The following is a 15764-nucleotide window of genomic DNA, read 5'->3' on the forward strand; positions in this document are numbered from 1 at the left end:
TTCAGGCTTGGCAGGGTCAGACCATCATCAGCAACACGGCGACGAAAATGCTGCCGGCGGAGAAGGTCATGGTCCGAGACGACCAGGTGTTGAACCAACGTTGAAAGCTGGCCAAATCGCGGGTCAGTTTGGTGTCCTGGCGAGTCCAGGACTGTTGATCAAGGCGGAAGAACACGTAGATCTTCACCAGCGCGCCCATGATCTGGTTGTAATAGAGAATCGCCGGGTAAGCCGGGCCGATCTTGTGGCCGGAACACGACAGCAACAGCGTGAGGATCAGGCGGGTAATACCGATCCACAACAGGTACGCGAGGATGAACGCGCCGCCGTATTTGAAGGTGGCGATAATCGCCACGGTCAGGCCGAGCAGGGAGGTCCACATCGACACGCGCTGGTCGAACAGCACCACGCTGGTGAACAGACCGAGGCGGCGTACGCCCAGGCCGAGGGCGCGGGAGTTCTGGCGCAGGTTGTTGCCGTACCAGCGGAACATCAGCTTGCGGCTGGCCTTGATAAAGCTCTTTTCCGGCGGGTGTTCCACGGTGTTGATCGCGGCGTCCGGCACGTAGAAGGTGTCGTAGCCCAAGCGCATCAGGCTGAACCAACTGGACTTATCGTCGCCGGTGAGGAACTTGAAGCGGCCCAGGCGCCAGTGTTGCAGCGAGTCGCTTTCCACGTCGGCGATAAAGCCCGGGTCGGTGACCACGCTGGCACGGAACACCGACATGCGACCAGTCATGGTCAGCACGCGCTTGGACAGGGCCATGGAGCACATGTTGATGTGGCGCTGGGCGAAGCGCAGTTTGTGCCACTCGCTCATGATGTAGCCGCCGCGTACTTCGCAGAACTCGTTGGTGGTCAGGCCGCCGACATTGCCGAACAGCTGGAACCACGGCACGGTTTTGCGCACTACGCCTTCGGCAAGCACGGTGTCGCCATCGATCACCGCCACCACGGCGCGGTCGTCCGGCAAGTGGCGGGAGATGGCGCGGAAACCGAAGGCCAGGCCGTCGCGCTTGCCGGTGCCGGCGATGCGCACGAAGTCGAGCTTCACGTGCTCTGGAGGGTTCATCTTCTCCCAGAGGCTCTTGACCAGCAGCTCATCGGACATTTCCACCAGCGAGCAGACCACGGTGGTGGGGAAGCCGCATTCGATGGCCTCGCGGATCACAGAGCTGTAGACCTGCGCGGTGGTCAGCGCATCGATCCTGAAGCTTGTAACCATCAGGAACACGTGGGACGGGTCGGCAGACTTGCCCAGCTTGCGCACTTTACGACGCAGGTGCGGGTAGACCACGTACAAGAACAGCATGCCGCGAAAGAAATGCGTAGCACCCATCGAATAGCGCCAGATACCGACGGCGCCAATCAGGAAAATAAAATTCTTCGACTCGGAGTCGAACGTACTCGCCGGCAACAGCAGGGCGAGACCCATCAGCAGGCTGAGGAAGAACAGCCAGCCGGCGGATTGCAGTAGTACGTGTTTTAACTTGGACATAAGCATCTTCCGAAGGTGAAGGAGGTTTCAGGCGGCGAGCGCTGGGGATGGAAACGCGCGCCGCCTGAAACTTGCCGTTGCTGTTACCAGCAGATGCCTTCGGTGCGACCGGTCGCGCAGGTGGCTTTGGACATGAAGCCCACCAGGTCGATCACTTGCTTGCCGTGCGGTGCGTTCTGCGCCAGGGCGCGGAATTTCTCGTCACGGTTACCGAGGATGATCACGTCGGAGTTGTTGATCACGTCGTCGAAGTCCGAGTTGAGCAGGGACGACACGTGCGGGATCTTGCCTTCGATGTAATCTTTGTTCGCACCGTGGACACGGGCGTACTCGACGTTGCTGTCGTAGATGCTCAGGTCGAAACCTTTGCCGATCAGCATTTCTGCCAGCTCTACCAGCGGGCTTTCACGCAGGTCGTCGGTACCGGCCTTGAAGCTCAGGCCCAGCAAGGCGACTTTGCGTTTGTCGTGGCCGGCAACGATGTCGAAGGCGTTCTGCACCTGGGACTCGTTGCTGCGCATCAGCGAGTTGAGAAGCGGCGCTTCCACGTCCAGGGTGCTGGCGCGGTAGGTCAGGGCGCGCACGTCTTTTGGCAGGCACGAGCCGCCGAACGCAAAGCCTGGGCGCATGTAGTACTGGGACAGGTTGAGGGTCTTGTCCTGGCAGACCACTTCCATCACTTCACGACCATCGACGCCGACGGCCTTGGCGATGTTGCCGATCTCGTTGGCGAAGGTCACCTTGGTGGCGTGCCACACGTTGCAGGTGTACTTGATCATCTCGGCAACGGCGATGTCCTTGCGGATGATCGGTGCGTCGAGTTCTTCGTACAGGGATTGCAGGACATCGCCGGAAGCTTTGTCGAACTCGCCGATGACGGTCATCGGTGGCAAGTCGTAGTCGGCGATGGCGGTGGATTCACGCAGGAATTCCGGGTTGACCGCGACACCGAAGTCGACGCCGGCTTTCTTGCCGGAGCAGTCTTCGAGGATCGGGATTACCACGTTGGCCACGGTGCCTGGCAGTACGGTGCTACGTACGACGACGGTGTGGCGGGGGGGTTTGTTACGCAGGACAAAACCGATCTCGCGGCACACGGCTTCGATGTAGTCGAGTTCCAGATCGCCGTTTTTCTTGCTCGGCGTACCGACGCAAATCATCGACAGGTCGGTATCACGGATGGCGTCGGCGAAGTTGGTGGTGCCGCGCAGTCGACCGGTTTCGATACCCTGGCTCAACAGCTCGCCCAGACCCGGTTCAACGATTGGCGATTTGCCAGCGTTGATCAGGTCGATCTTATCCTTGGAGATGTCTACGCCTACCACTTCGTGGCCACGGGCAGACAAGCAACCGGCACACACTGCGCCAACGTAACCTAGACCAAATATGCTGATGCGCATCGCATTTACCTCTGTGTTAATCATGCCAATTAATGGCCGGAGTTCATGTTTGCAAGCGTCACAAATGCCACGAAAGTTAGGCGAATAGACGCCGACTTACCGCGTACAGGCATGTTGAATAATGAGTGACTAACGATTGCACTCAAGTTGTGCGCAACTTGGCCTTATTGTTGGGACCTGCCCTCAAATGCAGCCGGCCTTCCTGGGAGAAGGGCCTGGCGCCAGTGCCGCAGGGCTTTGATAGAGGCGGCAAGCCTTTAAATATCAATGCCTTGGGTTGTGTCACTGACCATTAGGGGAGGCTTAGCCCTGGCCTTATAGGGAGAAGCAAATCATCCTTGTCGCCGCTCTTAATTAATCGGTTGGCAATATGACCAATGAGTCAAAGTTTAATATGACAACTTCGCTACTTCCGTTGGTCGCCATGTAAGTCATCTCCTACAGAAACAGAGAATTTCGTTACCGGTGGTATGAGCCGTGCTTTGGGACGAAGTTCCAGACCGCCTATCTAGAGCGCTGAAATTTCTTGAAATATTAGGAGGGATGGCACTAGTACTATATTGATAGCACTTGCTATTTGGGCCAGTAGTTATAGGGAGTTGGCTTGGAGAGATAGTTTTGTGCCACTAGTGTTTTAAAAAAGTGGTGCCACTACGAAAAAAATTTAGAAATGTCGAGTGAAAGAAACGTTAGGAATGCGACAGGATATTTTTTGACGTCAAAACGTTGGCGTTTGTCGGATTCAACGCAGATAAAAATGTGGGAGGGGGCTTGCTCCCGATAGCGGTGTATCAGTCACCCAATCAGTGACTGACACTCTGCTATCGGGAGCAAGCCCCCTCCCACATTTGAACATCGGTGCTGTTGAGAGCTTTATTCCGGTGCGTGATCGCGCAAAAACACCAGGTTGTCCGGTTTGGACTGCTCCGCATTGAAGCGATAACCCTGCACATCGAACTGCTTGAGCTTGGCGGGATCGTTGATGCGTTCTTCAATCACGAAGCGGCTCATCATGCCCCGGGCCTTTTTGGCGTAGAAGCTGATGATCTTGTATTGGCCATTCTTCAGGTCTTTGAACTCGGTGTTGATGATCCGCGCGTTCAGGGCTGTGCGCTTGACCGCCGAGAAGTACTCGTTGGACGCCAGGTTGAGCAGCACGTCATCGTCTTGCTCGGCCAGGGCTTCGTTCAGCCATTCGCTGATGCGCGTGCCCCAGAAGGCGTACAGGTCCTTGCCACGTGCGTTGGCCAGTTTGGTGCCCATCTCCAGGCGATACGGCATCATCAGGTCCAGAGGGCGCAGCAGGCCGTAAAGGCCCGAGAGCATGCGCAGGTGGTCCTGGGCGTAGCTGAAGTCGGCATCGGTGAAGGTGTCGGCGTTGAGGCCGGTGTACACGTCGCCCTTGAATGCCAGCAAGGCTTGTTTGGCGTTTTCGGGGGTGAAAGCCGGGGTCCAGCTGCCGAAACGTGCGGCGTTGAGGCCGCCGATTTTGTCGGAGACATGCATGAGTTCGCTGATTTGCGCTGGGCTGAACTCACGCAGTTGCTCGATCAATTCCTGGGAATGGTCCAGGAACTGCGGCTGGGTGAAGCGTGGGGTCGCCGGTTTTGATTCGAAATCGAGGGTTTTGGCGGGGGAAATCACCGTCAGCATGAAGTCGTCTCCTGTAATCGTGGGGGGATTCTAGGGGCTCGGGCGTTTTGACTCCACCTATGATGGCGATAGGCGCGATCCGCTATGATGGCCGGTGACTCTGGAGAGGGAGACCCTGCGTGCGAATAGCGCTTTTGTTGTCGGCTTGTCTGCTGTGCCTGAATGCCCAGGCGGCACCGGTGGATGTAGCCAGCCTGGACCGTGGCACCTGGCCTGAAAAACTCAGCAGCCCAGCGCTGTTCGACGTAGCCTCGCGCGCCGAAATTCTGATGTTCGCCCGCAGCCTGTTGGCCAGCGAGTCCCTGGATGACGCGGCGCTCAAGCAGCGCCTGGGCCTGAGGATCATCAACCAGGCCGCCATCGACGACCTGCGCCGCCAGCTCTGGCAACGCCTGCTGGAAAACTACACCGTCGCCCAGCAGAGCTGCGAGGTGGATGCCTCGTTCTGCTACCTGGTGGAAAACATGGACGACCTGCGCGAACAGGCCGGCAAGTTCGAAGTCAGCCAAGACTCCTTCTATATAGGTTGGGCCGCCCCCAGCCATACCTTCCATGAACGTTACCTGGACGAACTGCTGAGAAAGGCCGCGCTTTTCCCGCAGATCAGCAGCGAAGTTGCTCGGTTTGGCGACCATGAGCGCAATGGCGACGAATTCAACGACCGCCTGTTCCTGCTGACGTTCGACGGCGGCCCTGCACCGGTCAGCGGCAATACCGACTGGCTCGCCGACTACCTGCGCAAGCAGAAGATGAACGCAACGTTCTTTGCCCTCGGCAGCAGCTTGCAAACCCGTGTCGAGCGCAGTTCCGCCGCGCAAGTGGAGGCGTTGTACCAAGGCCAGTGCGTCGGCACCCAGGGTTGGCAGTACCGCTCCCACAGCCATTGGGTGGACTGGCAGAGCTCCGTCACCCGCAGTGCGTCGTTGGTACAGAACCTGATGCCGGAAAACTACGTGCCGCTGTTCCGCCCACCGTACGGCCAGCGCCGCGCGGACAGTCAGGGCTTCTTTCAATCCCAGGGTTTGCAGGTGGCGTTGTGGGACATCGATTCCCAGGATGATCCAGGCAAGCTCAAGGCCGATGAGTCGATGCAGCGCGTGCTCACACTGATGTTGCTATGGCGCAAAGGGGTGATTGTGTTTCACGACACTCAAGACAAGGCGCGGGTGGCATTGCCGCTGTTGCTACAGGCAACGGCGCAGAGTGGCTTGGGTTGGCAGGACTGCCGGGAAGCATTTCGTTAAAAAGATGAAGTGCCCGGCCCTGTTGGGTATGAGGCGTTTTCGGGGTGATTTTGTGCGACATTTCGATGCAGGCGGACTTCCGACTTTAACGGGGTGCATGGCACTCGGCTAGTGCTATTCGTCATCCTGAAAAATAAACTTCAAAAAAGCGTCAAAGTGCTTTTTCCTGTCATGGGTTTTGCGGTATTACGAAGTCAGATCGCCGAAACCTGCAACACAGGTGGCGTCTTCCAAGACTCCTCATGTGGGCACTGCGCTTGACGTCACTCAGGTGCAGTCGGTGGTCGAATCAAGGCGCAGCACTGTCGTGGTATTGCGTCGACTGGCTCCCACAAAGGTGACCGAGTATGGATGATCATGGACGCACCCCTTCTTCCGACCAGCCAATCCTTTATGTGCTTGATACCAACGTATTGATCCACGATCCAAACGCACTGCTCAATTTCGAAGAGCACCACGTCGCCATCCCGATGATCGTGCTTGAGGAACTCGACAAACTCAAAAGTGGGCACCACAGCGTCGCCGCCGAATGCCGCCAGGCCATCCGCCTGATCGACAAGACCCTGGGCGAAGCGTCACCCGAGGACGTTGAAGTCGGCGTGCCGATCCAGCGTGGCAAGAGCGGGCCCAAGGGCTTGCTGTCGATTCTGATGAGCAAGCGCAGCGAGCCCAACAGCCTGCTGCCGGAAAACCTCAACGACAACAAAATCATTAACCAATTGATCGACCTGCACGCGCGTGACAAGGACTTGCGCCTGGTGTTGGTGACCAAAGACATCAATATGCGCCTCAAGGCACGAGCGTGTGGGATCGCGGCCGAGGACTACAGCACCGACCAACTGGTCGATGACGTTTCAATGCTGTCCCGTGGTTATCACACGGTGACCGGTTCCTTCTGGGACCTCGTGAGCAAGGTCGAAACCCGTCAGGACCATGGCCGCACCTGGCACCAGGTACAACTGATCGACAACCTGCCGGCCGTGCACATCAATGAATTCATCATCGACGAACAGGGCTTCGTGGGCTGGATCAAAGAGATCCAGGTCGACAAGCTGCTGATCCTCGACCTGCATCAGGAACCCCTGTTGCACCAGGAAGCCTGGGGCCTGAAACCGCGCGACATCTACCAGAGCCTGGCGCTGTATGCGCTGCTCGATCCGGACATCCACTTGGTCAACCTGACCGGCGCTGCGGGTTCCGGTAAAACCATCCTCGCCCTGGCTGCCGCTATCGAGCAGACCATGGTGACCAAGCGCTATCGCCGCATCATCGCCACCCGCTCCGTGCAGGGGCTGGACCAGGAAATTGGCTTCCTGCCCGGCACCGAAGCGGAAAAAATGGAGCCGTGGCTGGGGGCGATCACCGACAACCTCGAAGCCTTGCACATGGATGACGAAAACACCCATGGCAGCGTCGACTACATCCTCAGCAAAGTGCCGTTGCAGTTCAAATCCCTCAACTACATCCGAGGTCGCAGCTTCCAGCAAAGCCTGATTTTGATCGATGAATGCCAGAACCTCACGCCGCACCAGATGAAAACCATCATCACCCGTGCCGGCGCCGGTTCCAAAGTGGTGTGCCTGGGCAACCTGGCACAGATCGACACCCCTTACCTGTCCGCGACCAGCTCCGGGCTGACCTATCTGACTGAACGCTTCAAAGACTTCCCGAACGGCGTGCACATTGCGCTGCAGGGTGTTCCACGTTCGATCCTGGCTGAATACGCAGAGTCTCATTTGTAAATGCGGTCAGTGTGGGAGGGGGCTTGCTCCCTCCCACATTTTGTTGTGTGTTGGGTTTACAATCGCGGCTCCTGATCAGGAGTATCGCTGTGCTGACTCATCTCGATTCCCAAGGTCGCGCCCATATGGTCGACGTCACCGACAAGTCCGTGACGTTCCGTGAGGCGGTGGCTGAAGCGCGGGTGCGCATGTTGCCAAGCACCCTGCAAATGATTGTCGACGGCGCCCATCCCAAGGGCGACGTGTTTGCCGTGGCCCGCATCGCCGGGATCCAGGCAGCAAAAAAAACCAGTGATCTGATCCCCCTGTGCCATCCGCTGATGCTCACCGGCGTCAAGGTCGAACTGAGTGCCGATGGCGAGGACGCGGTTCATATCGTGGCGCGCTGCAAGCTGTCCGGGCAGACCGGCGTGGAAATGGAAGCATTGACGGCAGCCAGCGTCGCTGCGCTGACCCTCTACGACATGTGCAAGGCCGTGGATCGCGGCATGACCATCGAAAGTATTCGCCTGCTGGAAAAGCTGGGCGGCAAGAGCGGGCATTTCAAGGCGGATCAAGTATGAGTATTAACGTCCTGTTTTTTGCGCGCTACGCCGAATCGGTGGGCTTCGATTCGCTGGAGATGGAAGGTGAGTTTGCCACCGTGGATGCCGTGCGCCTGGCCCTGGCCAGTGACCCGGAGTTTGCAGTCCTCAACGAGCCAAGCCTGATGTGCGCCCGCAATGAGGAGTTGTGCAGTCTCGACGAACCGGTACACGCCGGAGACGAAGTTGCCTTCTTCCCGCCCGTGACCGGAGGCTGAGCATGGCCATCCGTGTGCAGGTTGAGGCGTTTGATCCCGGTGCTGAAGTTAACGCAATGCACGCGGCCAACGTGGGCGTGGGCGCGGTGGTGAGTTTTGTCGGTTATGTACGCGACTTCAATGATGGTCGCGACGTATCGGGGATGTTCTTGGAGCATTACCCCGGCATGACCGAAAAGGCCCTGGCCAAGATCGCCGTGGAAGCAGAGCAGCGTTGGCCGTTGCTCAAGCTGGACGTACTGCACCGCGTCGGCGCGTTGGAGCCGGGTGAGCCGATTGTGTTTGTCGCGGCAGCCAGTGCCCATCGCCAGGCTGCGTTTGATGCGTGTGCGTTTGTGATGGATTACTTGAAGACGCGAGCGCCGTTCTGGAAGAAGGAAAATACCAGTGAGGGTGCGCGCTGGGTGGAAGGGCGGGACAGCGACCACGCTGCAGCGGATCGCTGGAAGTAGCCAGCCGAACACAGAACCAAATGTGGGAGGGGGCTTGCCCCCGATAGCGGTGTGTCAGTCAATTTAGGTATCGACTGATCCACTGCTATCGGGGTGCAAGCCCCCTCCCACATTTTTGACCGGGTTTCAGCTTACGGGCGTTTGCGTTCTACAGCTCGCAGCAAGTGCGTCGGCGGTGTCTCGCAACTGATCTTGCGCCCCAGCAACGTCTCGATCGACGGCAACTGATACGAGTCATCTTCCCCGGCAAAGCTGATCGACACACCCGCTGCGCCCGCACGGCCAGTACGGCCAATCCGGTGCACATAGTCGTCCGGCACTTCCGGCAGGGTGAAGTTGATCACGTGGCTGATGCCATCGATGTGAATCCCACGGCCCGCCACGTCAGTGGCCACCAGCACGCGGATCTTGCCTTCGCGGAAGCCTTCCAGTGTCTTGATGCGCTTGTGTTGCGGCACATCGCCGGACAGTTGCGCGGCGTTGACACCATCACGTACCAGACGCTCTTCGATGCGGCGTACTTCGTCTTTGCGGTTGGCGAACACCATCACGCGCTCCCAACCGTTGTCGTTGATCAGGTTGTAGAGCAGTTTGTACTTGTCGGCACCGGCCACCGCGTAGATGTGCTGTTCGACGTTTTCGCTGGCGACGTTCAGCGCTTCAATCTCGACGATGGACGGGTCGGTGGTCCACTGCTTGGCGAGGTTCATCACGTCTTCGGTGAAGGTCGCGGAGAACAGCAGGGTCTGACGCTCGTTTTTCGGCGGGGTCTGACGAATGATCTGGCGCACTTGCGGGATGAAACCCATGTCGAGCATGCGGTCGGCTTCGTCCAGCACCATCACTTCGACCATGTCCAGGTGCACGTCGCCGCGCTGGTTGAAGTCCAGCAGGCGGCCAGGGGTCGCTACCAGAATGTCGCAGTGACGGGCTTCGAGGTGTTTGAGCTGCTTGTCGAAGTCCATGCCACCGACGAAGGTCATCACGTTAAGGCCGGTGTATTTGGTCAGGTCGGCGGCGTCCTTGGCGATCTGCACCACCAGCTCCCGGGTCGGGGCGATGATCAGCGCGCGCGGTTCACCCATGTAGCGCTCTTTCGGCGGCGGCGTTTGCAGCAGTTGGGTGATGATCGAGATCAGGAACGCGGCGGTCTTGCCAGTGCCGGTCTGGGCACGGCCGATGGCGTCTTTGCCGGCAAGGGTAAAGCCCAATACCTGCGCCTGGATCGGCGTGCAGTACGGGAAGCCCAGGTCCTGGATGGCGTGCATCAGTTCCGGGGCCAGTTTGAAGTCGTGGAAACGGGTTTTACCTTCCTGGGGCTCGACGACAAAGTCTTCGAGTTTCCATGGGATCACCGGCGGTTTAGGGGCGCGTTCCCGGCGAGGCTTGGGGGCGGGCGCGGCTTCAGCCTGAGGGGTTGCCTGTTCGGGCGATGTCACCGGCGGCGTCTTCGGCTGCGCGATAGGAGCGGTCCGGTCGGGCTGTTGGCCGTCATTGCGGCTGCCGGAGGCGGGGACAGGAGCACTGGGGACAGGCGCGAGCGGCTCAGCCTCGCTTTTGCCGAACATCTTCTTAAGTGCTTTGAGCACGGTGATCTCATTAATTGGTTAAGGAATGTACGCCGGGCAGTGTAATGCAAGAATCGGGCGCGGCGTAGTGTGTCTGTCATACGGCTACATAAATGCGGAGTATCAGCCTAGGCGAGCGCTCAACCAGGCGCCGATATCGTGTATCTCCTGAGGTAACACTTCGTGGCCCATTGGGTATTCCTGCCATGTCACGGTGACACCACGGCTCTTCAGGTGTTCGTAAGCCGTACGGCCCATCGCGTTCTGCACCACCTCGTCGTGCTGGCCGTGCAGGCACAGAGCGGGAATGCGCTGCTGGCTGGCGGACAATTCCAGCTCATCGCTGAAGGTGGGCGCGTAGGTGGAGAGGGCGATGACGCCTCCCAAGGCACCCTGCCATTTGGTAAACGCTGTGTGGAAAACCACCGCGCCACCTTGGGAAAAACCGGCGAGGAAAACTCGCGAGGCGTCTATTCCGCTGCTTTTTTCGTTTTTGATCAAATCGGTGACCATTCTGGAAGACTCATCCAGTTCTTCCAGGCTGATCGAACGGGCCGGGCTCATGGCCTTGATGTCGTACCAACTCGGCATTTCGTAGCCGCCATTAATAGTCACCGCGCGGGTCGGCGCTTGGGGTAATACAAAGCGCGTCGTCAGCAAGCTTTCCTGCAGCGCTTCGGCCACCGGCAAAAAGTCGTAGCGATCGGCACCCAGGCCATGCAACCAGATTACGCAGGCGTCTGCGGGCTTGGCGGGCTGAAGAATCAAGGGTTCGGTCATGTCTGCTCCATAAATGTGCGTGCGCTCCGATTAAGTGCGACGGAACGGTGCGTCATAGGTTGATCTGTTAAGAGAATGTCGCAAGGTTGAATCTTTTCCTATTGACCATGGGCTGAAACGACTCAGCCACCACTCTGGTACGGCGCTTGCTATGTGTAGGTCGATGTCAGAACTATCCCGGGACGGTAACACTATCAGTGACTGCCGTTTATGGGATAGCCGCTGGAATTACTGCGACAGCCTCATGCCGCTTGACCCTAAAAAAAACCAACACGGGTCAATATCGCCTCATAAGGGTGCGCTGAGGTTCGAGCTCCGACACAACAAGAGCGTATTTGGAGGTTTGAATGAAGGTATTGAAATCCACCCTGGCCATCGTTTCCGCGGCCGCTGTACTGGGTGTCAGTGGTTTCGCCCAAGCTGGCGCCACTCTGGACGCCGTGCAGAAGAAAGGCTTCGTGCAATGTGGCGTGAGTGACGGCTTGCCGGGTTTCTCGGTACCGGATGCCAGCGGCAAGATCCTCGGGATCGACGCTGACGTTTGCCGCGCTGTCGCTGCTGCTGTGTTCGGCGACGCGACCAAGGTCAAGTTCAGCCAGTTGAACGCCAAGGAGCGTTTCACCGCGCTTCAGTCTGGCGAAGTCGACATTCTGTCCCGTAACACCACCATGACCAGCTCTCGCGACGCCGGCATGGGCCTGAAATTCCCAGGCTTCATCACCTACTACGACGGCATCGGCTTCCTGGTTAACAACAAGTTGGGCGTAAAAAGCGCCAAGGAACTGGACGGTGCAACCATCTGCATCCAGGCCGGTACCACCACCGAGCTGAACGTTTCCGACTACTTCCGTGGCAACAACCTCAAATACACCCCGATCACCTTCGACACCTCCGACGAAAGCGCCAAGTCGCTGGAATCCGGTCGTTGCGACGTACTGACCTCCGACAAGTCCCAACTGTTCGCCCAGCGCAGCAAGCTGGCCGCGCCGAAGGACTACGTGGTTCTGCCGGAAACCATCTCCAAAGAACCGCTGGGCCCAGTCGTGCGTAACGGCGACGACGAGTGGCTGGCCATCGTGCGCTGGGTTGGCTACGCCATGCTCAACGCTGAAGAAGCCGGCATCACTTCCAAAAACGTTGAAGCTGAAGCCAAATCCACCAAGAACCCGGACGTTGCACGTCTGCTCGGTGCTGACGGCGAATACGGCAAAGACCTGAAAGTGAAGAAAGACTGGGTCGTACAGATCGTCAAGCAAGTCGGTAACTACGGCGAAGTGTTCGAGCGCAACCTCGGCAAGAGCACCCCGCTGGAAATCGACCGTGGCCTGAACGCACTGTGGAACAACGGCGGCATTCAATACGCACCCCCTGTGCGCTGATCGCTGATGGTTCTGTCACCCGGTGGGCCAACCGCCGGGTGATGTTCTGTTCCATTCTTTCCGGGGCACTTCATGCAAAATCAAATCGGCGCACCAAAGCAGAAGCTCAGCTTCAGCGATCCCAAAGTGCGTGCGTGGCTCTTCCAGATCATCACGATTGTGGCGGTGATCTCGCTGGGCTGGTACCTCTTCGACAATACCCAGACCAACCTTCAGCACCGAGGCATTACCTCGGGTTTCGACTTTCTTGAGCGCAGTGCCGGGTTCGGCATCGCGCAGCATTTGATCGACTACACCGAATCGGACAGCTATGCCCGCGTCTTTGTAATCGGCTTGCTCAATACTCTGCTGGTGACCGTGATCGGCGTGGTCCTGGCGACCTTGCTCGGTTTCATCATTGGCGTGGCGCGTCTGTCGCCGAACTGGATGATCAACAAGCTGGCGACCGTGTATGTGGAAGTGTTCCGCAACATTCCGCCGCTGCTGCAAATCCTGTTCTGGTACTTCGCGGTGTTCCTGACCATGCCGGGGCCGCGTAACAGCCATAACTTCGGCGACACCTTCTTTGTCAGCAGCCGTGGCCTGAATATGCCGGCAGCGCTTGCCGCTGATGGGTTCTGGCCGTTTGTGGCCAGTGTGGTGGTGGCGATCGTGGCAATCGTGGCGATGGCGCGTTGGGCCAACAAACGCTTTGAAGCCACCGGCGTTCCGTTCCACAAATTCTGGGCGGGCCTGGCGCTGTTCTTCGTGATCCCGGCGTTGTGCGCCCTGATCTTCGGTGCACCGCTGCACTGGGAAATGCCCACGCTGCAAGGTTTCAACTTTGTCGGCGGCTGGGTGCTGATCCCTGAGCTGCTGGCGCTGACCCTGGCGCTTACCGTGTACACGGCAGCGTTTATCGCCGAGATCGTGCGTTCGGGCATCAAGTCCGTCAGCCACGGCCAGACCGAAGCTGCGCGCTCCCTGGGCCTGCGCCCTGGGCCGACGCTGCGCAAGGTCATCATCCCGCAAGCCCTGCGGGTGATCATTCCGCCGCTGACCAGCCAATACCTGAACCTGGCGAAAAACTCGTCGTTGGCCGCCGGTATCGGTTACCCGGAAATGGTTTCGCTGTTTGCCGGCACGGTGCTCAACCAGACCGGCCAGGCCATCGAAGTCATTGCCATCACCATGAGCGTGTACCTGGCGATCAGCATCAGCATTTCCCTGCTGATGAACTGGTACAACAAGCGCATTGCGCTGATCGAGCGGTGAGGAAACGCCCATGAGTACGCATACTTTCAAACCTGATATGCCGCCGCCGAGCAAAGTCTTCGGCCCGGTGGCATGGATGCGCGCCAACTTGTTTTCCAGTTGGCTCAACACCCTGCTGACGCTGTTGGCGTTCTACCTGATCTACCTGGTGGTGCCGCCGATCCTGCACTGGGCAATCCTCGACGCCAACTGGGTCGGTACGACCCGCGCCGATTGCACGAAAGAAGGCGCCTGCTGGGTGTTCATCCAACAGCGCTTTGGGCAGTTCATGTACGGCTACTACCCCGGCGACCTGCGCTGGCGTGTAGACCTGACCGTGTGGCTGGCCATCGTTGGCGTGGCACCGTTGTTCATCTCGCGTTTCCAACGCAAGGCGATCTACGGCCTGAGCTTCCTGGTGCTGTACCCGATCATTGCGTTCTTCCTGTTGCACGGCGGGATCTTCGGCCTGACCAACGTGGCGACCAGCCAGTGGGGCGGCCTGATGCTGACCCTGGTGATCGCCACCGTCGGTATCGCCGGCGCCTTGCCTCTGGGCATCGTGCTGGCGCTGGGACGGCGTTCGAACATGCCGGCAATTCGTGTGATCTGCGTGACGTTCATCGAGTTCTGGCGCGGCGTGCCGTTGATCACCGTGCTGTTCATGTCCTCGGTGATGCTGCCGCTGTTCCTGCCTGAAGGCATGGGCATCGACAAGCTGCTGCGGGCGTTGATCGGCGTGATCCTGTTCCAGTCGGCCTATGTGGCCGAAGTGGTGCGTGGTGGTTTGCAGGCGATCCCTAAAGGTCAGTACGAAGCGGCTGCAGCGATGGGCTTGGGTTACTGGCGCAGCATGGGCCTGGTGATTCTGCCGCAAGCCTTGAAGCTGGTGATCCCCGGTATCGTCAACACGTTTATCGCGTTGTTCAAGGACACCAGCCTTGTGATCATCATCGGCCTGTTCGACCTGCTCAACAGCGTCAAGCAAGCCGCCGCCGACCCGAAATGGTTGGGCATGGCCACTGAAGGCTACGTGTTCGCCGCCCTGGTGTTCTGGATTTTCTGTTTTGGTATGTCGCGCTATTCCATTCATTTGGAACACAAGCTCGACACAGGCCACAAGCGTTAGGAGTTGTTGTTATGAGCGAAGCAATCAAACAGCCTGTGAGCCCTGAAGGCATTATCCAGATGCAGGGCGTCAACAAGTGGTACGGCCAGTTCCACGTGTTGAAAGACATCAACCTCAACGTAAAGCAGGGCGAGCGTATCGTGCTGTGCGGCCCGTCGGGTTCGGGCAAGTCCACCACCATCCGCTGCCTCAACCGTCTGGAAGAGCACCAGCAAGGCCGCATCGTGGTCGATGGCGTGGAACTGACCAACGACCTCAAGCAGATCGAAGCGATCCGCCGTGAAGTCGGCATGGTGTTCCAGCACTTCAACCTGTTCCCGCACCTGACCATCCTGCAGAACTGCACGCTGGCGCCGATGTGGGTGCGCAAGATGCCTAAGCGCAAGGCCGAAGAAATCGCCATGCACTACTTGGAGCGCGTGCGCATTCCGGAGCAGGCCCACAAGTTTCCGGGGCAACTGTCCGGCGGCCAGCAACAGCGTGTGGCGATTGCCCGTGCGCTGTGCATGAAGCCGAAAATCATGCTGTTCGACGAACCGACCTCGGCCCTCGACCCTGAAATGGTGAAGGAAGTACTCGACACCATGATCGGCCTGGCTGAAGACGGCATGACCATGTTGTGCGTAACCCACGAAATGGGCTTCGCCCGCACCGTGGCCAATCGCGTGATCTTCATGGACAAAGGCGAAATCGTTGAGCAAGCGGCGCCGAATGACTTCTTCGACAACCCGCAGAACGATCGGACCAAGTTGTTCTTGAGCCAGATTCTGCATTGATCGACAGGTGACGCTTAACCATAAACCCGGCCTGGCGCCGGGTTTATTTTTGCCTGTTCAAAAAAACCGTTGCCTTGCCCTCGTAGGAAACTCCGAATAGCCTGTGGG

14 protein-coding genes are annotated in these 15764 nt (G+C 58.5%); 9 read left to right on the plus strand and 5 right to left on the minus strand.

Annotation, left to right across the window (positions count from 1 at the left end; translation table 11 throughout):
- Positions 1–16: 16 nt before the first annotated feature.
- From alg8 to yaaA, 3 genes are all read right to left on the minus strand, one after another.
- Entirely contained in the window at positions 17–1498 is a 1482-nt protein-coding gene (gene alg8, locus BW43_RS16285; RefSeq protein WP_032886367.1) for a mannuronan synthase, read from the minus strand.
- Between the two features lie 83 nt (positions 1499–1581).
- Entirely contained in the window at positions 1582–2898 is a 1317-nt protein-coding gene (locus BW43_RS16280) for a nucleotide sugar dehydrogenase (protein ID WP_032886369.1), read from the minus strand.
- An 873-nt stretch (positions 2899–3771) separates the two neighbouring features.
- Positions 3772–4551 carry a peroxide stress protein YaaA gene (gene yaaA, locus BW43_RS16275; RefSeq protein WP_032886370.1) on the minus strand — a complete coding sequence of 260 codons (780 nt, stop codon included), beginning with the start codon at positions 4549–4551 and terminating at the stop codon, positions 3772–3774.
- Positions 4552–4670: 119 nt separating this feature from the next.
- Between yaaA and BW43_RS16270 the strand changes: the two genes are divergently transcribed.
- From BW43_RS16270 to moaE, 5 genes are all read left to right on the plus strand, one after another.
- Entirely contained in the window at positions 4671–5795 is a 1125-nt protein-coding gene (locus BW43_RS16270; protein WP_032886371.1) for a polysaccharide deacetylase family protein, read from the plus strand.
- Positions 5796–6142: 347 nt separating this feature from the next.
- Complete coding sequence (locus BW43_RS16265; RefSeq protein WP_032886372.1) at positions 6143–7537, plus strand: PhoH family protein; 1395 nt, start codon at positions 6143–6145, stop codon at positions 7535–7537.
- Positions 7538–7626: 89 nt separating this feature from the next.
- Positions 7627–8100, plus strand: a complete 474-nt coding sequence (gene moaC / locus BW43_RS16260) for a cyclic pyranopterin monophosphate synthase MoaC (protein ID WP_032886373.1) — start codon at positions 7627–7629, stop codon at positions 8098–8100.
- On the plus strand, positions 8097–8339 hold the full coding sequence (gene moaD, locus BW43_RS16255; RefSeq protein ID WP_032886374.1) for a molybdopterin converting factor subunit 1: 243 nt from the start codon (positions 8097–8099) through the stop codon (positions 8337–8339). Before moaC ends, moaD begins: the two co-directional genes overlap by 4 nt.
- A 2-nt stretch (positions 8340–8341) precedes the next feature.
- Positions 8342–8791 (plus strand): molybdopterin synthase catalytic subunit MoaE, encoded by a 450-nt coding sequence (gene moaE / locus BW43_RS16250; protein WP_032886375.1) that lies wholly within the window; start codon positions 8342–8344, stop codon positions 8789–8791.
- A 131-nt stretch (positions 8792–8922) separates the two neighbouring features.
- Here moaE and rhlB read toward each other — a convergent pair whose 3' ends face one another.
- Entirely contained in the window at positions 8923–10386 is a 1464-nt protein-coding gene (gene rhlB / locus BW43_RS16245; protein ID WP_177326431.1) for an ATP-dependent RNA helicase RhlB, read from the minus strand.
- A 96-nt stretch (positions 10387–10482) separates the two neighbouring features.
- Positions 10483–11139, minus strand: coding sequence for an alpha/beta hydrolase (locus BW43_RS16240; protein ID WP_032886377.1), 657 nt, complete (start codon positions 11137–11139; stop codon positions 10483–10485).
- A gap of 347 nt (positions 11140–11486) precedes the next feature.
- Between BW43_RS16240 and BW43_RS16235 the strand changes: the two genes are divergently transcribed.
- From BW43_RS16235 to BW43_RS16220, 4 genes are all read left to right on the plus strand, one after another.
- Complete coding sequence (locus tag BW43_RS16235) at positions 11487–12518, plus strand: amino acid ABC transporter substrate-binding protein (protein WP_010212954.1); 1032 nt, start codon at positions 11487–11489, stop codon at positions 12516–12518.
- Between the two features lie 72 nt (positions 12519–12590).
- Entirely contained in the window at positions 12591–13772 is a 1182-nt protein-coding gene (locus tag BW43_RS16230; protein WP_032886379.1) for an amino acid ABC transporter permease, read from the plus strand.
- Positions 13773–13782: 10 nt separating this feature from the next.
- Positions 13783–14880 carry an amino acid ABC transporter permease gene (locus BW43_RS16225; RefSeq protein ID WP_032886381.1) on the plus strand — a complete coding sequence of 366 codons (1098 nt, stop codon included), beginning with the start codon at positions 13783–13785 and terminating at the stop codon, positions 14878–14880.
- 11 nt (positions 14881–14891) lie between these two features.
- Positions 14892–15656 carry an amino acid ABC transporter ATP-binding protein gene (locus tag BW43_RS16220; protein ID WP_003171943.1) on the plus strand — a complete coding sequence of 255 codons (765 nt, stop codon included), beginning with the start codon at positions 14892–14894 and terminating at the stop codon, positions 15654–15656.
- The last annotated feature ends 108 nt before the right edge of the window (positions 15657–15764 follow it).

Origin of the sequence: Pseudomonas sp. RIT357, assembly GCF_000632245.1 — a bacterium.
In the GTDB taxonomy this organism is placed as follows: domain Bacteria; phylum Pseudomonadota; class Gammaproteobacteria; order Pseudomonadales; family Pseudomonadaceae; genus Aquipseudomonas; species Aquipseudomonas sivasensis.